This is a genomic window from Marinobacter sp. G11 (genome assembly GCF_021282325.1).
GTDB lineage: Bacteria > Pseudomonadota > Gammaproteobacteria > Pseudomonadales > Oleiphilaceae > Marinobacter > Marinobacter vinifirmus.
The window spans coordinates 159,208-178,286 of the sequence record NZ_JAJSPB010000004.1 but is presented as its reverse complement, the minus strand read 5'-3'; the positions used below and the strand labels follow the sequence as shown (position 1 = coordinate 178,286).

The window sequence follows — 19,079 nt, the reverse complement described above, 5'->3', positions numbered from 1 at the left end:
CGATGTCCGGTATTTCCCCCACTCATGTTCAGTAAAATGGCGGTTGTCAGGGATGATAAGCCAGCACGGACGTTGGCTCAGGGATGGAAACTCCACGGATTCAGGAGTTGCCCGAAGGACAGGGCTGCAAGGATGAATGCAAGGACGAAGTGCTCAGGATGATGCGCGCCTGACGGATCAGGCAGGGGTCAGCCACGGAATGTCGGGACTACACGGATCGTAGTCCCATTCCGTGCACTCAGGCTCCAACACCCACCTGCCGCCCAAGCTCACCGGATAACTCCAGCCTACCGCCCTACCAGCAACCACTCGCTGTCATGCCTGACTGTTCATAACAACATTATCGACACTCAGGAGTTCTCCGATGAAACACAACGCCCTTCTGGCAACCCTCGTTTTGCTGTTCAGCCTGGCCACCGGCTTCGCCTACGCCAACGAAGCTGAAACCATCAATATCAATACAGCCGATGTAGCTACCCTGGCCTCGCTGAACGGTATTGGCGAAGCCAAGGCACAGGCGATCATCACTTACCGCGAAGAAAACGGCCCGTTTTCCGCCACCGAAGAGCTTGCCAAGGTGAAAGGCATTGGTGCCCGTACGGTTGAGAAGAATGCCGAGCGGCTCGCCGTAGAGTAAGACCCTGTCGGGCAGCCCCGGCTGCCCTTCCCTGCCCCTCTGGCGCAGCCATGCTGCCGCTGCTACCCTTGCCGGCCAACCCACACCAATCCGGCAGATTCAGATGATTCAAGGCGCCCTTTTGATTGCCCTGGCCGCGCTGCTCTGGGCCACCACAGGCATTGTTGCCAAGTTTCTGTTTACCGGCACAGAGCTTGAGGCCATCACCCTCGGTTTTCTTCGGCTGGTGGTTGCCCTGCCGTTCTTCTGGCTGCTGATGCGCCGGGAGCAGAAGCAACTGCTTGCCGCCCACCCCGGCCAGCAGGTTGCCGGCAGCTCGCTGCGTTCGCTGGGCCTGAAAGCCTTTTTGCCATTGGCCGCCCTTGGCCTGTTCCAGGCGTTTTACCAGGGCAGCTACCTGCTGGCCGTCGACCTTACCGGCGCTGGCATTGCCACCCTGATTTCCCTGTGCCTGCCGCCCGTCCTGGTGGCCATTCTGGCCGCGCCGCTTCTCGGGGAAAAACCGAACCTGCTGACGGTCATCGCAGCACTCGCCGCCATTGCCGGCACCGGCATGCTGGTGGTCAGCGATATGGATACCGCCGGTTCACTACGCCTGGCAGGTATTCTGATGGCGTTGCTGGCTGCCGCCGTCTATACCGGCTTCACACTGACCAGCCGTTACAACTCTGCCGGCACACCGGTATTCACAACAGCGTTTATCTGCTTTGCCACGGCAGCGTTACTGCTGTTGCCGGTGGTTGCATTCAGTGGAGGGTTTGAAGGGCTGGACACTCTGGGGCTGAAGCACTGGCTGATGATTGTCTACATCGGCGTGGTGCCCACCTGCATCGGCTATGTAAGCTTTTTTAGCGGTATAAAAACCACACCTGCCACCTTGTCCAGCATTATCGTAACGCTGGAGCCGCTCTTTGTGGCGCTACTGGCCTGGGTGATTCTGGGGGAAGTGTTGGGGCCTGTCGGTATTGCCGGAGCACTGATTCTGACCATAGCGGTGATCGTGGCCTCCCGCTATTATGGCAAATCCCCGGATACCAGTGCCGAGCACTGATACCGGGGCTACCGCTGGTTAACACGCGCAGAGATCAGCTGTCTTTGCGCTGTTTTTCCAGCATGTTCGGCTGCAGGATTTCAATCCAGTAGCCGTCCGGGTCTTTGATAAAGGCCAGGCCTTTCATCTTTCCGTCGTCCGGCTTCTTCACAAACTCCACGCCCAGTTTTTCGAAACGCTCGCACGCGGCGTAAACATCCGGCACTGCAACACCGATGTGGCCAAAGCCCTGGGGCTGGTCGTTGCCATTGTGGTAAGCGAAGTCTGCATCGTCTTCGGTACCCCAGTTGTGGGTGAGTTCCAGCATGGCTTCGCGCCCGAAGGTATAGGTTGTGCGATGGGCATCGTCTGCCGGTACAGATTGGGCCTGTTTGTCATCCAGGTAGCCGAGGAAATAGAGCGTGAACTTCATTTCCGGGAAATCCAGTTTACGCACCAGCCGCATCCCCATTACCCGGGTGTAGAAGTCCAGGGAGCGCTCAGGCTCTTTAATGCGCATCATGGTCTGGTTGAACACATAACCTTCGGTTTCCGGTACCGGAGCGTCGTAAAGACCGGGCGCCTGCTCGAAATGCTTGGGCATCGTGGTTTCCCCTTTGGTTTAGAGGGTGATTTTTGGGATTCAATCCCTATAACTGCGTGCTGCTGGCGCGGATTTCAAGGTCATAGACCGCTCCCATGCGACCAGCCGGTTTGTGAAACAGCGCACAGATACCCGCGCCCTCCCCGCCTAAAGTACACCTGTACAACAAATAACCACCGCAGCCTTGGTTGTGTTGTCCCTGCGGGCTTGTCAAAACAACAACAAATTGTCGAATGAAACCCGGGGCCAACATGTACCGCACCTATTCCAAATTGCCACTGGCCGGCACGTTACTGGCCGCAGCCAGCTTGCTGCCCGTGCCTGCCGCTGCTGACTTCCAGCCGCTGAATGATTCAGCCATGTCGTCGGTTACCGGCCAGGCCGGGGTCACCATCGAGCTGGAAACCAAGCTGAACATCGACAGCCTGACCTGGACCGACGAGGGCACGCTCGGTGTGAACGGCATCCGGCTGTCCGGCCACAACGATTCCGTGCTCGATAACCTGAAACTGACGGTCGATATCGCCGGTGAGGGCGAAGTACTGACCCACAGCTTCTCTGAAATCGCCCGCCGGGCAGACGCCGGCCTGCTGGACAGCTCTGACCCCGATGTTGCCGATGCCCTGGCCCGCCACGCACTCTCCGGCGGTTACGGCAAGAAATTCAACAGCGGCGACCTGGTTATCCACCTGGGCGCCACCGATTACGGCGACCCGACCAGCCTGGCCGACTACCTGCAAGCGGTGGACTTCGAACTGGCCATCGACAGCGTGACCACCACCGGCTCGGAAGGCAGCACCAACCTGTTCTCCAACATATTCCTGCAAGGCTATGTCGGCCCTACGGATCTGGTGATTCGTAACGGTGGCACATCTACCCGCACCCTGGCCAACGGCAACAGTGTTTCCGGCTCGGAACTGCAGCTTGATACCCATTTTGAGATCACCAACGGCAGCCTGGACTGGGAAGCGGCAGACGTTATCCTGCTGTTCAACTTCGCCGCCGTCGGCATTGAAGGCCTGCAGATCCACAACCGCAGGGGCGACGATACCCTTGGCCACTTCGGCATGGCCCATGCCACCGCCCGCCTTGCGAAAGGCACCAGCGCGGGCTCCGGCAAAGACGGGCTGTCCGTTCACGATGTCGAGTTCCGGGCGGACATCGATATGCCGGTTTTCAAGATTGGCGGCACCAGTATCGGTACGGTGCAGTTCACCGATTTTGCCATTACAGACACCACTATGATGGTTTACGGGCACTGATAGAACCTCGCGTGGCACCGTTCACTGGACAAGGCCCACGCCGGTCAGGGTAAACTGCCTGCCCTGATACGGCGGGCGAGCAATGGCAAGCGAGACTGACAGCGACTACCAGAAACGGACCTCCTGGCGCAGGCTGACGTTGTTCAGCCTGGTCTTCCTGCTGATGACCGGCGCAGGCCTCTATGCCGTATACGACCGCTTTGCCGGCCGCAGTTTCGAGTTTGATAACCGCCTGCTCTCCCCTACACTATTGATCCCGGCCGCGGCCCTGCTGCTGGTGTATTACCTGGCCGATGGCCTGCGCCTGCACTACACACTTCGGGCGCTCGGCCACCGGCTGCCCTTGCGCAAAGTATTCCGGCTGGTGTTTATCAACCTGTTTTTCTCCAACGTCACGCCCATGGCCACGGGTGGTGGCTTTGCCCAGATCTGGTACCTGACCCGCCACGGTGTGCCGGTTGCCCGCGCCACAGCCGCCACCACGATTCGCACGGTACTGGCGGTGATCTTCATTTTCTCCCTGACACCGGTCTTTCTGCTCACGCTGGACGCACTCGATGGCGGGGTCTTATCGTCTGGTGTCGGCACGGCCCTGGCCGTGTTCGTAACCCTGTATCTGGGATTTTTTGCGGTGCTGCTGCTCCGCACCCGCTGGCTGATTGCCCCTCTGAGCGCCCTGATCGCCGGGCTTCGCAAGGCCCACCTGATCAACGCCTGCCGCCACGACCGGTGGCAGTTCAAACTGCGCCGGGAAATGCTCCGGTTTGCCCAGTGCTTCAGCGATTACCTGCAAGGTAACCCCCGCGATATACTGCTCTCGGTGGGCTTTACCGCGCTGTTCCTGCTCAGTTTGTTCAGCTTTCCGGCGCTGCTGATCCATGGTCTGGGCTATGAGGTGGATTACCCGGTCACTCTGGGGCTGCTGGTGGTGACAACCTTCATCATGTACTTCTCACCCACCCCGGGCGCCTCCGGCATTTCCGAAGGGGTGTTCGGCAGTTTCTTCCGGGATATCCTATCGGGTAACCACCTGGTGCTGGTCACCATTGCCTGGCGCTTTCTGACGATCTACCTGGGTATGCTGATCGGCCTGCTGGTGATGCAAAGGGAACTGATCAAAAGCCACCGGAGCGTGTCATGACCCGACGAAACCCGCTGAAACTCCTGTTTTACCTGTGCCTGGTAATTGTCGTGGCCTTGATCGGCTACAAGGTGTACCTGAATTTCTTCAAGCAGGATTTCGAAGCCCTGCACAGCGAGCAGGTGGAGCGAATCCACCAGCGCACACCACCCGGCGAAGGTATCCGCTTTGCGGTAGTCGGCAACATCAACAATTCGGTCGGCATTTTCGAGCGGCGCTTTATTCCGGAACTGAACCAGGCCGGCCTGGATTTTCTGGTTTCCGCCGGCAACGCGGTCAGCGGCGGTGGCGAAGACAAGTACCGGGCGCTATACGGCACCCTGAGCCACCTGGAGATTCCCTACTTACTCACCTTCGGGGCCCACGAATACGAGGACTTCGGCAGCTTCCGGTTCTACGACCACTTCGGCCCGCACTTCTACAGCATCCGCACCGGCAACACCCGGCTGATTTTTCTCGACAGCACCGGCAAAACACCCTGGCGCTGGCAAATACGCTGGCTGCGGGACCTGCTGGCCCACGACACCAGTAACGCCCAGATCCTGTTTGTTGGCCACCCGCTGTTGCAACCGCAAACCCCGACCCTGTTTGACGGAAAAGAAGACTACTTGCAGCCGGAAGCCTTTCGCCAGGCGTTGATGCAGCTGGTGAAGGAGCAGGAAATCGCCCTGGTGCTTTCCGCCAACCTGTCCCTGTATGACGAACAGGAGATCGACGGCACTCCCTACATCACGACCGGCGGCGCCGGAGGCCTGGTACTCAACACCGAAGAAAGCTTCTACCACTACGTTGAGGTGTCGGTCTCGCCGAACGGCGAGGTGCAGCACCAGATGCAGCGCCTCGAGGTGGGCCAGCACCCCCTCTGGAAACGGCTGGAAGGTTTCTGGTTCTTTATCTACTCCCTGTTCTATACCGGCTTTTTGAACTTCATACTGATTGTGTCCGTGTTTGTGGCCATCACCATCAAGCTGTACCAGGTGATCTTCATCGGCAAAGACTACTATCCGGACTACGACCTGGACCCTACGCCCTGGCTGGAGAAACCGTTACGGGTGGCCATGTTTACCAACAACTACCTGCCGTTCATTGGCGGTGTGCCGATTTCCATCGAACGATTGCGCAACGGGCTGGAGCAACTGGGCGACAGCACCCTGGTTGTCGCGCCAAAATACCGCGACCAGTCTGACCAGGAAGATGCGGTGGTTCGAGTGCCCTCGCTTCTGGCCATGGGCGAGAAACGGGAGTTCCGGCTGGCCAATATCTTCCTGGCCCGCATTCGCAAACAGGTTCGGGCGTTCCGGCCTGATGTGATTCACCTCCATCATCCGTTCTGGCTCGGCAGCCTGGGGCTGTTTATGGCCCGCCAGCTCGGCGTTCCGGCCATCTACACCTACCACACCCGGCTGGAGCACTATGCCCACTTCGTGCCCCTGCCCGGCATGCTGTTCCGCAACCTGATTTCTCACGCGTTGATCAAGCGTTTCGCTAACCGCTGCGATGGGGTGATTGTGCCCACCTACTCCACCGAGGAATACCTGCGCATGATCGGGGTAACCACGCCCACCTTTGTGCAGCCCACCGGCATCGAGTACCAGCGCTTTCAGTCGGTAGAAAAAGCCGACGTTGACGCCCTGCGCAATAAACTGGGGCTGACCAACGAGAAGGTTTTCATCAGCGTGGCGCGGTTGTCTAACGAGAAAAACATCGACTTCATGATTGAAGCCATCGACCAGCTGAGGACAGAAACCAGCGTCCCGTTCCGCTTCCTGATGATCGGCGACGGGCACCAGCGGGACCGCCTTCAGAAAAAAATTGAAAGCCTGGGCCTGGCAAGCCATTTCACCCTGGCCGGTGCGGTGCAACCGGAGGAGATGGCGCTCTGGTATAACCTGGGGGATGCCTTTCTGTTCGCCTCCAAATCCGAAACCCAGGGCATGGTCATCCTGGAGGCCATGTCTGCCGGCTTGCCGGTGGTGGCTGTTCGCGCCAGTGGCATTGAAGACGTGGTGCGCGATGGCCTGAATGGCTACAAGACACCGGAGAACCAGGCTCGCTGGCTCGAGAAGGCCCGGCAACTGCTGGAAGATGACGCACTGCGTGCAGAACTCTCCGACAAGGCCCGCAGCTTTGCCGCAGACTACTCCATCGAACAGTTTGCCCGGGATGTCCGTGGCATTTACGCCACCAGCCTGGCGGCCAGGCAAAAGCGACACTGACCTGCCCACCCCGGTGTTGGGCGCAGCCGCCTGATCGGTTTACACTGAAAGTACGTAAGCGGTATCAGCAACGTCACTTTCAAGACTGGAGAAGCCTGTGAGCGGTATACCTGTTGGCATCAGCACCTGCCTGCTCGGCAAGGAAGTTCGCCACGATGGCGGCCATAAACATTCCCGATACTGCACCCAGGTGCTGTCTGAGCATTTCGAATTCCGTTCTATCTGCCCGGAGCTGGAAGCGGGCCTTGGCGTGCCCCGCCCGGCCATTCACCTGCGCGAGCACGAAGACGGGCTGCACCTGATTGAAAGCAAAGGCACCAAAGACCACACACAACCCATGCAGGACTTCATCCAGCAGATTTTGCCCTCCCTGGAGAATCTGCGCGGCTATATCCTGATGGCGAAATCCCCCAGCTGCGGCATGGAACGCATCAAGATCCATAACGCCGACGGCGCCTTCATGCATCGCGATGGCCGGGGCATGTTCGCGGATGCCCTGATGAAAGCCTACCCGCTGATGCCGGTGGAAGAAGAGGGCCGCCTGCACGACGACATGCTGCGGGAAAACTTTATCGAGCGTGTGTTCGCCTACGACGACTGGATGCAGAACGTGGCCGGCGACCAGCTCACCAAGCAGTCACTGCTGGAGTTCCACCAGCGCCACAAGTTCACCCTGCTGGCCCATTCTGAAAAGATCTACCGCCAGTTGGGGCCGATGCTGGCCGATTTGAAGTCCGAGCCGCTGGCGCAGATTGCCGAGCGCTATATTCACGGCTTTATGGAAGCCATGACCCAGAAAGTGAGCCGGGGCTCCCACGTGAATGCCATGCAGCATTTGCTGGGCTACCTGAAAGACGGCATGTCCGCCGAAGAGAAAACGGTGCTGCTGGAGCAGATTGAAGCCTACCGGCGGGGCGAGATCCCGCTGGTGGTGCCGATGACGCTGCTGCGCCTGGCCCAGCGCAAGGAGCCGGTAGACTACCTGCACACCCAGAAATACCTGACCCCCTACCCGGACGAGCTGGGGCTGCGAAACAACGTATAACCGGTTTCCGCAAACAAAAACGGGGCAGATGGTTGAACCACCTGTCCCGTTTTTTTAACCGACGCTGCTCAGAAACCGTAGAGCAAAGACAGCGACGTTTCGGTGTCGGTCTTGTCTGAACCTTCCGGCGCATCCGATACATGCTTCACCCGGAACGCCACTTTCATGGACAGGCTGTTCACGATGGTGCTCTGCAAGGAGGTCTCAGACTGGGTGATGGTGTTGTTGTCATCCAGGCCGATTTCCGTGCTCAGTTTCTGCCGGAACAGGGAGGTTTCAGACAAACCGTAATCGAACTGGCCTGCCAGCCGCGCGATGGCTTCTTCTTCCACGTCACGACCGGTGTCCACGTCCACCTGCTTGAGCTTGTTGTAGCGATAACCGGCGCCGGCAGACAGGTCCAGGAAGGAACGGTCGCCAGACTGCCACACCCGGTTGCCATAACCGGTAGTCAGGGTGGATTCAAAGTCGTACCCGGAGAAACGGTCATCTTCCCAGGACCCGCGCACAAACCAGTACTGCTGGTCGTCGAACTTGTAGTCGGCTTCCAGCGCAGCCTTGTATTCCTCGGCGGTGGTTTGGTCTTCAGCCTCGGTGTACTTGGAGCTGAAATCGCCGCTGTTACGCCAGGTGTCGGTTTCGTGAATCAGTCCCAGCCGGCCGTTCACCTTGGTTTCCTCACTGTTACCGGAGGTCACCAACACACCCAGTTCGGCTTCGCCTTTCCAGTTTCCGCTTTCCTGGGCATGAACCATCGGGGCCAGTGCCATACAGGCGACTACCAGCGGTTTCCTGATCAACATAGTTTCTCCTTGGTTGGGTTTTTCTTCAATTCGACGCAGACTTACGTGCGCTTTCCCCCTCCAGACTTCTGCGGGCCTGTTGCTCCCGCTCGGCCTTCTTGCGGGCCTTGCGCTCGGCAATGATGCGGGCGGCTTCGCCACCTACGTGGGCTTCACCACGCTCTTCGGCAAGGCGCATCTGGCGCTCACGCTCCTTGAACCGGGCTTTCTGTTCCTCGGTCAGGGAGTCGATGCACTGGTGGCAGCTCACACCCTGCTCGTATTCCGGGCGCTGTTTATCGTCTTCGGTAATGGGCCGGCGACAGGCGTGGCACTGGTCGTAATCACCACGCTCCAGGTTATGGTTGACGGTAACCCGGTCGTCGAATACAAAACACTCGCCCTGCCAAAGGCTCTGCTCCTGAGGCACCTCTTCCAGGTACTTCAGAATGCCGCCCTTGAGGTGATACACCTCGTCAAACCCCTGTTCTTTCAGGTAAGCGGTGGACTTTTCGCAACGAATGCCGCCGGTACAGAACATGGCGACTTTCTTGTGTTTTTGCGGGTCCAGATTCTGTTTCACATACTCGGGAAATTCCCGGAAGGTGTCAGTGGCCGGATTGACGGCGTTTTTGAAGGTACCAATCTCCACTTCATACTGGTTACGGGTATCGACCAGCAGCACTTCCGGGTCTGAAATCAGGTCGTTCCATTCTTTGGGATCTACGTAGGTGCCCACGACGCGCTTCGGGTCGATACCTTGCACGCCCATGGTGACGATTTCTTTCTTGAGTTTGACCTTGGTGCGTTTGAACGGCTGGAATTCCACGAAGGATTCTTTGTAGTCCACGCCATCAAAGCGTTGGTCGCTGCCGAGCCAGGCTTTGACGGCGTCGATGCCTTCACGGCTGCCGGCGATGGTGCCGTTGATGCCTTCACGGGCCAGCAGCAGGGTGCCGTGGACGTCTTTTTCCAGCATGAGGTTCAGCAGGGGCTGGCGTAGGTCTTTGTAATCATTCAATACTGCGAACTTGTACAGTGCGCAGACAACGATGTTGTTGCTCATGGTTTTCTCCTGCGGGCCGGATCGTAAATCCGGAGCATGGTTTGTGGTGTTCACGGAAGGGGGCAGAGTTTAACCAACCTGAGTTTGGACGCAAGTAGGTGCTAGCCGTGGAAGGTGCCATGGATGCCGCCCTGACTGGGGGATGTCTTTCCAAAATACGCTGTGAATACGTCCTTGTACGCTCGGCTCCGCCATCCATGGCTCCGCACGATTTTGGAAAGACATCCCCCACCCAGGGCTAACTCTTCGCCTAGCCGCCGCAACGCATGCTGCGTTACCAGGCGAGAGCTTTAGTCTGCCGTTTTATTCAATTCACGCTCTACGACCGCAGACAACTGCCCCCAACCCGGGCGGGTCAGCTGGATGTTGTCCACCATCACTGTCGGAGTGCTGGAAACACGCATTTGAACGGCAACCTGCAGGCTCTGTTCTACCGCTTCTTTGTGCAGTTCGGTTTCCATGCAGCGGCGGAAGCGGCGTTCTTCGAGGTCCATGCCGTTGGCGTAGCGGGTGAAGGTGGCTATCGGGTCGTTGGAGCCGCTCCATTCGCCCTGAGCGTCGTAGAGTTTGTCGTGCATGGCCCAGTATTGGCCCTGGTCACCGGCGCAGCGGGCAGCCTGGGCGGCGGGCATGGCGTTCTGGTGTTGGCGCAGGGGGAGGTCGAAGTAAACGAAGCGGACTTTGCCGGTTTCGACGTATTCCTGCTTCAAACGCTGGCTGGCTTCGGCGAAGCGGGCGCAGGCGGGGCACTGGTAGTCGGCAAATTCACGCACGACAACTCTGGCGTTTTCGGGGCCAACGGAGGTGCCGTACTGGTCAAGGAAGGCCGGGAAAGGTTCGGCGTTCGCGGCGGCCACCGGCAGTTCGTCGGAGGTCGGGGCCGGCGGGGTTGTGAGGAAGTACAGGGCGGCGGCCACAGCCGCAACAACCACCAATGCACCTGCAATCAGCAGGGGCTTTTTGTTGTTTTTCCTGGCTGGCGAGGGGGCGCCGGTTTGTTTGCGTCGTTTGGCTTCACCCATCTGGGGCTCCTTGTTATACGTTCGGAAACTGGCGGGCGAAGGTTTGGAGTTCCGGGAAGAACGTCAGGAAATTCGCCTCGAGTTCCGGCTCATTGTCCCGAATTTCGTCAATTATTCCAGTGAATTGGTTGGGGAAGCGGATGCGGCCGGCAACCCGGTCCAGGGCGAAGCCTATGTTGTCGAGGTCCTGGTAGGCGCCAAACCAGTCGTGTTCCACCATACGGCGGGTGACTTTGACCATGGCAGGTGGCATGACCTGTTCGTGGCACTGCAGCTCCTGATAGACCGTCTGCACAAACTGCCCACTCCCGCAGTCGGCAAACCGGCACCAGTGCCGCAACAGGAAGTGGTCGTAGAGAATGTCCAGCGCCACGCCGGCAAAACGCCGGCGCTGACTGGAGAACAGCCGCTTGCTGGCCAGCACTTGCGGGTGCTGGTCGGTGAAGCTATCGACTGCCAGGTGGTGGCGAACGCCTTCCAGTACCGGAGGTGGCAAGGCCGACCAGTCCACACCCCGGGAGAAATCTCCGAGGATGCTGCCCACACGTGCCTTGGGGGAGTCAGGGGCGAGGAAGGTGTGGGCGAGGTGGTTCATGCTTGGGCCTTAGTCATCATCATCTTCTGCGCATTCCAGCTCATCAACAACGTAGCCGGTGCTGCCGGCTGCCAAATATTCTACCTCGACAATATCGCAGTCCGGGACGGGCTGGGTGTTATTCAACACCAAGCCCAATACCTTTATAGAGCCTGAACCAGTGTAAGTTCTATCAAGCCTGCCCGTAAGCTCATATTCTGGGCTGTTATCGCTTTCTACCTCCACAGTGAGCGCTTCCAGGAAGACGTTTCCATCATTGCCGGTGCGCTCTATACCCTCCACTTCAGCCGAAACACCCGGAGAAATGGAGGATAAGCCATCATCGAACTCAATCACGGTGGAATTTGTCAAAACAACGATAACACCGCCGATATCCCAACTGTCAGGCAGACGGCCCGCTTTGATAACAGAAGCCCCAACCTCCGCATTCCCTTCAAACAGCTCAACCTCTTCCGCCACTATAGTGCCATCACGGAAGTCACCCTCCACTCTGACGAGCATATTGTCCGTCAGCTGGCCTCGATCAAGGTCGTCAAATTCTGTGTCTGACGTGATCGAGACGGCAACGCCGTTAACGAAGAAGCCTGTTGCACGAGGCGTGTAACCAGAAACCGTACCGGTAATCTCAATATCCTCGCCCTCTTGCCCCTCGTAACGGCGATCATCGGCCGGGCGAATGGCCCTTGCGGTTATGATTGCACCGTCATACTCACCTTCAACTTCAATACGCTGGCCAGCCTGCCCTATAGCATCAGCAGTCAAACCATCAGCGAAAACGCTGTCGCCAGGAACGATGATTCTTTGTGTTCCGATCAGCAGATCGCCAGAATCGTAACGCCCGAGGCCCTCCAACTCGACCAGGTTCTCGGGCAGAGTGTCCAGCTCACCGATATAGCTCGCCCGATAACTATCCCCGGACGGCCATGCACTGATTCGGACCAGCTTGCCTTCAAGAGCGCTTGCATCTGCAAACTCGTTATCCAGCCGGATAACGGTGCGTCGATCGAACGAAATAGTCTGGCCCAGAACGGTGAAGGTACCTGTCTCCGGCGATCCGGAGGAGTCGACTTTAGTTACCGAGACATTAGCCGCGGTGCCACGGAAAGTGTCGTCGTATTCGAGGGATTCGGCTGTACCCGTGCCGTCCGGGCTCCATTGCCCTTCAACGCGAAGAATCATGCCTTTCTCAAGATCATCTTCGCTGGACAGCCCGTCGTTATTTTCAACACGCCGATTCAGTATGTTGCTGGTCTCAAACCTCACCCCATTCACAAACACACTACCAAACCCGGAAACCGGCCCAACACTGGAGCCGGTGCCGCGAATGCCGCCGTCGGCTATACCGATACCGCCGCCTCCACCACCGCCACAGGTGCGATTGCCAGGGAAAGGCGTTTACGGAGTTGGTTAGACGTCATTGTGCTCTCCCGCCAGCCATCCGGGCCGGCCATGGTTATCAGGTATCGTTGAAGCGGCGGCGTGGAATGCCGTTGCTTAACAGGTCTTCAGGCTCAGCCAGTACCGATTCCGGTTCAGGCTGCCCCGCAGGAGCATAGGCGCTGCGTCTTAACAGAACATGACCGCTTTCCAGGGCCTCGACAATGCCCTTGCGCAGGAGTTCGTTGAGCACAACGGCAGACACCAGTTCGGGGTTGGCGCAACGCACCAGGTCGGTAAAGGCGTCATCCCCTTCGGCCAGGGCCAGCAGTATTCTGGGCTGGTGCTGCTCATCCAGGAAGTCACCGGTTCCCAACCAGCAGTTGATCACCTGCCGGGCACCGGGTGACAGCAGGGTAGTCACCAGCCCGGTCGGCTGCCATCGGGCTGGCTCCACCGTTGTGATCTTCGGGCTCATGAGCGTTTATCTCCGCTGGTGTCCGGTTGTATCGGTTCTTCGAAATAGAAAATGCCAACGCCGGTACGCACTTTGCTAGCGCCTTCATCCGGGTTTCCAGGCCCTTGGCGGTCATGGGGCCCCAGCCAGTCGTCCAGTTGTTCCAGCAGCGCCTGGGACCGTTCCGCCGAAATCTCCCGCCATCGTTCAATCACGTCTGCCGGAATGTTGTCGTAGGTCAGGGTCCGCTGGAACAGCGGCGGCTTCCCGGCCGAACGGCTGATCAGGTTGTGATCGATGGTGGCTACAAGATCAGATACGTCTTCACCGAAGATTTGGAGCATATCCTCACTGTCACCGGCCGGTACGTAGGCTCGTTGTTTTAGCTGGAGCCTGCCGGAGTCCGGCTCTACCACAGCCACGCCCACCCGCATCAGCTCATCCAGCACAGCCCGCGGCGTCATGTCTCCGCTGTACTTGCGCACCAGTTCGGTGAAGCTGCCGGCACCTTCAAAATCCAGCATGGCGGGCTGCTTGTCGTCAGCCTGATAAGCCGGATCGTGCACCCAGCCAGACACCACACGGGATGCCCGGTTGGCGTTAGACCGGGATTCCCGCGCAGGGTTCTGGCCAGCCAGGATTTCGCGCTGGCGTTTGACTTCCTTGCGGGTAAGGCCGGTCATAACCGCTGCCCGGGAATCCGTAGGTTTACGCCGGCCATCACTGAAATCTTCCAATGCCGCTTCCACATAGGCGCGTTTGACCAGTTCGGAGAATTCGCCGAAAGGCACACCGTTGCGCAGCAACAAACGGGCCAGGGGCCGCAAAATGCGGAACAGTGCTTTGTGGAGGGGGTTGGCATTGGCATCAGTCATGTTTGGGATTGTATTCCCATAGCGATTGTAAAAGCCAGAACGGGCCGCCAGCGCTGCGGCCCGTTTCGGGGTTACCGGTCAGTCGTCATCACCGTCATCGTCATCGTCGTCTTCACGCTCGATGGTGAAGGCCTCCAGGTATCCATTCCGGCGGCGACCCTCCATTTCTACATAGTCACCGACCATAAAGGCGTTGATGTCGTCTACCCGGCTACGGCGGCCATCGTCATCGTCGTCATCATCAATCAGGGTGCTGGCCGTGAGTTGAACCCGAACGCCACTGACAATCAGCACTTCACTGGCCAGGTCGATCTGCTCGATCCGGCCTTCCACCTCGTCATCGCCTTCCCGGCCTTCAATTTCCTCGGCCAGCAGGACACCGCTTCGGAAGTCGCCCTCTACCTTGACGAATACACCGTCCTGCAGGCTGCTGGCGCTGATGTCATCGAAATCAGTGTCGCTGTCGATCTGCACCAGCACACCATTGATGCGGAAGGTTCGGGTACTGCTGTCGTAGTCGTAGAGATCACCGGAGATTTCGATGTCATCGTCGTCATCAAACAGGTCGTCTTCGTCGTCAATTTCTTTGGCCATCAGGATGCCATCCTGCAGATAGCCTTCCACTTCTACCGCCATGCCGTCGCTCAGGTCATCCAGATCGAAGTCATCGTCGCCACTGGCCAACTCGTAATTGACGGAGAAACCATTAATGGTGAAGGTTCGGGCTACGGCATCCAGGTTTTGTACCACGCCTTCCAGCTCAACCTCATTGTCATCGTCGAAAGCCAGTCCGCTAACCCTGGCGCCCACGTAACTGGCCCGGAAGCTGCCATCGTCCAGCGCCAGCCGCTCACCCGCACCCGGTAACTCGCTGGGCTGGCCGCCAGTTGCTCCGGGGTTGCGCCACGGAAGACGGTTTCATTGGTCAGGCCAATCACCTGGCCAGCATTTCAAGCTGGCCGGTATTGGCCGAGGCGTCCCAGCTTGCCGCTGTCAGCGGGCCACGCAGGGTGTCGTCATAGGAAATGTCATCGGCCCGGCCTTCACCCCGGTCGTCCCAGCTGCCCTTCACTTTCAGGATCATGCCCTTGTCCAGCTGGTCTTCCCGCTCGAGCCCGTCATCGCTGTCCACCCTGCCATCGGTGGTAAAGCGAGTGCCGTTCACATACACACTGCCAAAGCCGGTAACCGCACCCACACTGGTGCCCTGGCTGCTGGCGCTGGTGTCAGCGGAGCCGGAAGAGCCGGAGCCACCACCGCCACAGGCCGCCAGGCCACCCACTAAAGCTCCGGCCATCACCAACTTGATCGCTTTCGAAAGTCCGTTACGTTTCATGTTCCATCTCCAGGCTGATTTCACTCAATCCGGCGCATGCTCACTAGGCGCCCATTCATTTGGGATATTATTCCCAATTCGTTAAATGGGAAAATAATCCCAAACTTTTAGATTGTCCAGTTTTTGTTCATGAACTTTTTTGAACCTGACCGGACAACGAACGTATACAGCAGAAGAAACACAAACCTGGAGACCGGTTATGCTGGGGTTCTTGAAGAGCGATCCGAAGAAGAAACTGCAAAAGGCCTATGAGGAAAAGCTGGCCAAGGCATTGCACGCGCAACGCAACGGCGATCTACGCAGCCACGGCACCTTGATGGAGGAAGCGGAAAAAATCTACGCTGAAATCCAGCAGCTGGACAAAGCCGGGGGCTGACAGCAATCCTCAGCCCCGGCCCGTTGGCTATTCGCCCATCAAATGGCGGATCCGTTGATTAAGGCGGTTCACCTCCCGGCGCATGTCCTGCACTTCGTCCAGTAGCTCCAGGGACATCGCCAGCCCGGGCAGGTTGAGTTTCAGATCGCGCTGCAGGCGCAGGGCTTTCTGCAGGCGGCTCAGGGCGGCCACATCAAATTGCCACTGGCGCATCTCCGGCACCTCGTCCAGGGGCGAAATAACCCCATAATTCACCAGTTTGATCACAAACTCGGCGTGGCAGCCCCCGCGTTCGCATATCTCCCGAAGGGAGAAGGTGGTGCCATCGGTGTCGGTGACTTCCACGGTCAGAATCCGGTCTTTGCTCGTCATGTTCGCCTCCCTCACACGTGCAGCTTGCTGCGCGGATCAAACCCTTTCTCCAGCTCAGCCAGCTTCTCGTAGAGTTTCTCGGCTTCCGCCGTGTGCTGCTCGGGCATGGCCACTTGCAATACCACAATCTGGTCCCCGGGATGCTTGCCCGGGAACCCCTTGCCCTTAAGCCGGAGCTTGCGCCCGCTGGTGGAGCCCTTGGGTACTTTCACATTTACCTTTCCGCTGACCGTCGGCACCGTCACCGTAGCGCCAAGTGCCGCCTCCCAGGGTGCAACCGGTACCGTCACCAGTACATCCCGACCCTCGATGGAGAAATGGGGATGAGGTGCCAGTTCAATCTCAATGAACAGATCGCCCGGCTCGCCACCGCCTACACCGGGCGCGCCCTGGCCTTTCAGGCGAATGTGCTGGCCTTCACGCATACCAGCGGGAATCTTGACCTTCAGGGTTTTCTGCCGGGGCACCATCCGGCCATGACTGTCGATCTCGTGCACGGTGAACGACACCTGTTTTTCACAGCCGTTAAATGCCTCTTCCAGGAACAGGGCCAGGCGGGCGTGAACGTCTTCCCCGCGCATTTTCGCGCTCTGGCGGAAACCACCGCCACCGAAGTCTGCGCCCGAAAACCCGCCATGCCGGCCGCCGCCAAAAATCTCCTCGAAAAACTCGCTGAACTGCCGGGCATCGGCTTCGGTATATCCGCCGCCACCAAAGCCGGACGCACTCTGCCAGCCGGGTGGCGGCTGGAAGGAGCCATCGGCCCGGGCGCCGTATTTGCGCAGCTGGTCGTACTCGGCCCGCTTTTCCGGGTCTTTGAGTACTTCATAGGCCTCGCCCACGTCCTTGAACTTGTCGCTGGCGTTCTCTTCCTTGCTCACATCCGGATGATATTTGCGCGCCAGCTTGCGGTAGGCCTTCTTGATGTCCTCGGGCGTAGCCGACTCGCTCACCCCCAGAACGGCGTAATAGTCTTTGAAGTCCATGTAACCCCTCGCATCTGACCAAAATGTGATCTCTGACTCTTTATATTTGTCGCTGCTGTGGAAATTACAAGCCGCTTCCTTGCAGCATTGCTGCAGGTCAAACACTGAGACCGGGTTCACACCCTTTCTCCCGTGGCCGGATCTGACAACCTTTCACCTCTATTTGCGGTCGAGAAACGCCGGAGCTTGGACAATAGTTGAAGGGCAGTATCCGTAGACGAATGGTCTACCCCTTACACATGGAGCTCTAACAATGATAAATAAAGCACACTGCTGGTCGCTCTCGGCGCTTGCCAGCAACGCCCTGAAACCCGCACTGGCACTCAGTGCAGCCTTACTGTTTTCCGGTTGCAGCGAACTCGGCTACCTGCTGAGCAACGACAAAGTGACCGATGCCGACAACGACCAGGTGGTCTTTGTGGGCGATTCCATTTTTGCCCCGACCATCGAACGGGAAGAGGGCTTTTTCAGGTTTGAGCGCGAACGCCGCTACGGCTTGAATTAGCAAGCTAACGTCCATCCTCATAATCGCTTATAGCCGTTAGCACACCCAACCCTGACAATGGCGGGCTTTCTCTTCCCTGATTGGATCAAGGAGATCAGATTGAGCGCCGCCAACCACAATTCCGAGTCCGGCCTTCCAACCTGGCTGATCGTCTTTGCGCTGGCGATGGGCGGCTTTGGTATCGGTACCGGTGAATTCGCCATCATGGGGTTGATGCCCAATGTCGCCCAGGATCTCGGCGTTTCTGAGCCACAGGTAGGCCACCTTATCTCCACCTATGCGCTGGGCGTAGTAGTCGGCGCACCCATTCTGGCCATTCTCGGTGCGCAACTGTTCCGGCGGCAGCTGCTCATTCTTCTGATGTCCTTCTACGCGCTGGGCAACCTGGCCAGTGCCCTGGCCAGCAATTACGAATCCCTGCTGGTTTTCCGGTTTATTGCCGGACTGCCCCATGGCGCCTACTTCGGTGTTGCCGCACTTGTGGCAGCTTCACTGGTGCCGGTACACAAGCGGGCCAAGGCGGTGAGCCAGATCATGATGGGGCTGACACTTGCACTACTGATCGGCAACCCCCTGGCCACGGTGATGGGGCAATCCATGGACTGGCGCTATGCCTTTGGTTTTGTTGGCCTGGTGTCGTTACTAACCGTGGTGCTGATTACGCTGTTCCTGCCCAAAAACCCCCAGGAACAAAGGCACAGCCCGCTAAGCGAAGTCCGCGCCTTTAACAAACCACAAATCTGGTTTGCGCTAGCCATTGGTGCCATCGGCTTCGCAGGCATGTTCGCGGTGTTCAGTTACCTTGCCCCGACACTGCTGGAAGTCCCCCGAGTGGATGCGGTCTGGATTCCCGTGGCCCTGGTGGTGTTCGGGATGGGCGGTTTTGTGGGCAACCTGCTTGGTGGCTGGCTGTTTGACCGTCTGCAATTCCGGGCCGTTGGCGTGATCCTGGTGTTCAGCGCCATGATTCTGAGCGTCTTTCCGTCTGCCACAGGCTCATTGCCCGTGTTACTCGTAGTCTGCTTCCTGACCGCATTAATGGTAGCCCTGGGCCCGGCTCTGCAAACCCACCTGATGGACGTGGCAACCGGCGCCCAGACTCTGGCCGCTGCCTCCCATCACGCCGCGTTCAATCTCGCCAACGCCCTCGGCCCATGGCTGGGCGGGCTGGCCATTACCGCCGGCTTCGGCTGGCAGTCCACTGGCTACGTAGGGGCTGCCACCGCCGTGGCCGGGCTGATGATTTTCCTGGTTGCCTGGCGCCGGCCTGAGCCGGTGCCAGAGGCCAGCTAGGCGCTCATTTCTCACGCTACAGTCATTATCATTCACTCCGCTTAGCCAGTAGAATAGCGAGCTTTGAACGTTACCTGCGCGGAAACCGGAGTGAAACCCCAG

General features: G+C 58.5%; 21 protein-coding genes. 9 read left to right on the top strand and 12 right to left on the bottom strand.

Annotated features, from left to right (window positions below):
* Positions 1–364: 364 nt before the first annotated feature.
* Both LWH94_RS04390 and LWH94_RS04385 read left to right on the top strand, forming a co-directional pair.
* Positions 365–637 carry a ComEA family DNA-binding protein gene (locus LWH94_RS04390; RefSeq protein ID WP_058341622.1) on the top strand — a complete coding sequence of 91 codons (273 nt, stop codon included), beginning with the start codon at positions 365–367 and terminating at the stop codon, positions 635–637.
* Positions 638–740: 103 nt separating this feature from the next.
* Positions 741–1,688 carry a DMT family transporter gene (locus LWH94_RS04385; RefSeq protein WP_232901367.1) on the top strand — a complete coding sequence of 316 codons (948 nt, stop codon included), beginning with the start codon at positions 741–743 and terminating at the stop codon, positions 1,686–1,688.
* Between the two features lie 34 nt (positions 1,689–1,722).
* On the opposite strand, the gene gloA is transcribed toward LWH94_RS04385, so the two are convergent.
* The gene (gene gloA, locus LWH94_RS04380; RefSeq protein WP_022989764.1) at positions 1,723–2,271 is read right to left on the bottom strand and encodes a lactoylglutathione lyase; all 549 of its coding nucleotides are present in this window, start codon (positions 2,269–2,271) and stop codon (positions 1,723–1,725) included.
* 251 nt (positions 2,272–2,522) lie between these two features.
* Here gloA and LWH94_RS04375 point away from each other — a divergent pair, with 251 nt between their 5' ends.
* The 4 genes from LWH94_RS04375 to LWH94_RS04360 all read left to right on the top strand — a co-directional run bounded on the left by LWH94_RS04375 (position 2,523) and on the right by LWH94_RS04360 (position 7,935).
* Positions 2,523–3,533, top strand: coding sequence for a DUF6160 family protein (locus LWH94_RS04375; protein WP_232901366.1), 1,011 nt, complete (start codon positions 2,523–2,525; stop codon positions 3,531–3,533).
* A gap of 82 nt (positions 3,534–3,615) precedes the next feature.
* On the top strand, positions 3,616–4,674 hold the full coding sequence (locus LWH94_RS04370) for a lysylphosphatidylglycerol synthase transmembrane domain-containing protein (RefSeq protein WP_232901365.1): 1,059 nt from the start codon (positions 3,616–3,618) through the stop codon (positions 4,672–4,674).
* On the top strand, positions 4,671–6,890 hold the full coding sequence (locus tag LWH94_RS04365; RefSeq protein WP_232901364.1) for a glycosyltransferase: 2,220 nt from the start codon (positions 4,671–4,673) through the stop codon (positions 6,888–6,890). Before LWH94_RS04370 ends, LWH94_RS04365 begins: the two co-directional genes overlap by 4 nt.
* A 97-nt stretch (positions 6,891–6,987) precedes the next feature.
* Positions 6,988–7,935, top strand: a complete 948-nt coding sequence (locus LWH94_RS04360; protein WP_232901363.1) for a YbgA family protein — start codon at positions 6,988–6,990, stop codon at positions 7,933–7,935.
* Positions 7,936–8,003: 68 nt separating this feature from the next.
* Here the strand turns inward: LWH94_RS04360 and LWH94_RS04355 are convergent, their stop codons facing one another.
* The 9 genes from LWH94_RS04355 to LWH94_RS04315 all read right to left on the bottom strand — a co-directional run bounded on the left by LWH94_RS04355 (position 8,004) and on the right by LWH94_RS04315 (position 15,445).
* Complete coding sequence (locus LWH94_RS04355) at positions 8,004–8,738, bottom strand: DUF481 domain-containing protein (RefSeq protein WP_232901362.1); 735 nt, start codon at positions 8,736–8,738, stop codon at positions 8,004–8,006.
* Between the two features lie 25 nt (positions 8,739–8,763).
* Positions 8,764–9,783, bottom strand: a complete 1,020-nt coding sequence (gene trhO / locus LWH94_RS04350; protein ID WP_232901361.1) for an oxygen-dependent tRNA uridine(34) hydroxylase TrhO — start codon at positions 9,781–9,783, stop codon at positions 8,764–8,766.
* Positions 9,784–10,073: 290 nt separating this feature from the next.
* On the bottom strand, positions 10,074–10,805 hold the full coding sequence (locus LWH94_RS04345) for a DsbA family protein (RefSeq protein WP_232901360.1): 732 nt from the start codon (positions 10,803–10,805) through the stop codon (positions 10,074–10,076).
* A 13-nt stretch (positions 10,806–10,818) separates the two neighbouring features.
* The gene (locus LWH94_RS04340) at positions 10,819–11,400 is read right to left on the bottom strand and encodes an acyl carrier protein phosphodiesterase (protein WP_232901359.1); all 582 of its coding nucleotides are present in this window, start codon (positions 11,398–11,400) and stop codon (positions 10,819–10,821) included.
* A 9-nt stretch (positions 11,401–11,409) separates the two neighbouring features.
* Positions 11,410–12,678, bottom strand: coding sequence for a DUF5666 domain-containing protein (locus LWH94_RS19510; protein WP_232901358.1), 1,269 nt, complete (start codon positions 12,676–12,678; stop codon positions 11,410–11,412).
* Positions 12,679–12,856: 178 nt separating this feature from the next.
* Complete coding sequence (locus LWH94_RS04330) at positions 12,857–13,255, bottom strand: hypothetical protein (RefSeq protein WP_232901357.1); 399 nt, start codon at positions 13,253–13,255, stop codon at positions 12,857–12,859.
* A complete protein-coding gene (locus LWH94_RS04325) occupies positions 13,252–14,109 on the bottom strand; it encodes a DUF6502 family protein (protein WP_232901356.1) in 858 nt (285 codons plus the stop codon). The genes LWH94_RS04330 and LWH94_RS04325 overlap by 4 nt, the downstream gene beginning before the upstream one ends.
* Before the next feature lie 78 nt (positions 14,110–14,187).
* Positions 14,188–14,919, bottom strand: coding sequence for a DUF5666 domain-containing protein (locus LWH94_RS04320; RefSeq protein ID WP_232901355.1), 732 nt, complete (start codon positions 14,917–14,919; stop codon positions 14,188–14,190).
* Positions 14,920–15,043: 124 nt separating this feature from the next.
* The gene (locus tag LWH94_RS04315) at positions 15,044–15,445 is read right to left on the bottom strand and encodes a hypothetical protein (RefSeq protein ID WP_232901354.1); all 402 of its coding nucleotides are present in this window, start codon (positions 15,443–15,445) and stop codon (positions 15,044–15,046) included.
* A gap of 199 nt (positions 15,446–15,644) precedes the next feature.
* Here LWH94_RS04315 and LWH94_RS04310 point away from each other — a divergent pair, with 199 nt between their 5' ends.
* Complete coding sequence (locus LWH94_RS04310) at positions 15,645–15,821, top strand: DUF6435 family protein (RefSeq protein WP_199456722.1); 177 nt, start codon at positions 15,645–15,647, stop codon at positions 15,819–15,821.
* A 27-nt stretch (positions 15,822–15,848) separates the two neighbouring features.
* Here the strand turns inward: LWH94_RS04310 and LWH94_RS04305 are convergent, their stop codons facing one another.
* Together LWH94_RS04305 and LWH94_RS04300 are read right to left on the bottom strand one after the other, a co-directional pair.
* Positions 15,849–16,193, bottom strand: a complete 345-nt coding sequence (locus tag LWH94_RS04305) for a chaperone modulator CbpM (protein ID WP_232901353.1) — start codon at positions 16,191–16,193, stop codon at positions 15,849–15,851.
* 11 nt (positions 16,194–16,204) lie between these two features.
* A complete protein-coding gene (locus tag LWH94_RS04300) occupies positions 16,205–17,179 on the bottom strand; it encodes a DnaJ C-terminal domain-containing protein (RefSeq protein ID WP_232901352.1) in 975 nt (324 codons plus the stop codon).
* 253 nt (positions 17,180–17,432) lie between these two features.
* Here LWH94_RS04300 and LWH94_RS04295 point away from each other — a divergent pair, with 253 nt between their 5' ends.
* Both LWH94_RS04295 and LWH94_RS04290 read left to right on the top strand, forming a co-directional pair.
* Complete coding sequence (locus tag LWH94_RS04295) at positions 17,433–17,684, top strand: hypothetical protein (protein ID WP_232901351.1); 252 nt, start codon at positions 17,433–17,435, stop codon at positions 17,682–17,684.
* Between the two features lie 165 nt (positions 17,685–17,849).
* Entirely contained in the window at positions 17,850–18,977 is a 1,128-nt protein-coding gene (locus LWH94_RS04290; protein ID WP_232901395.1) for an MFS transporter, read from the top strand.
* The last annotated feature ends 102 nt before the right edge of the window (positions 18,978–19,079 follow it).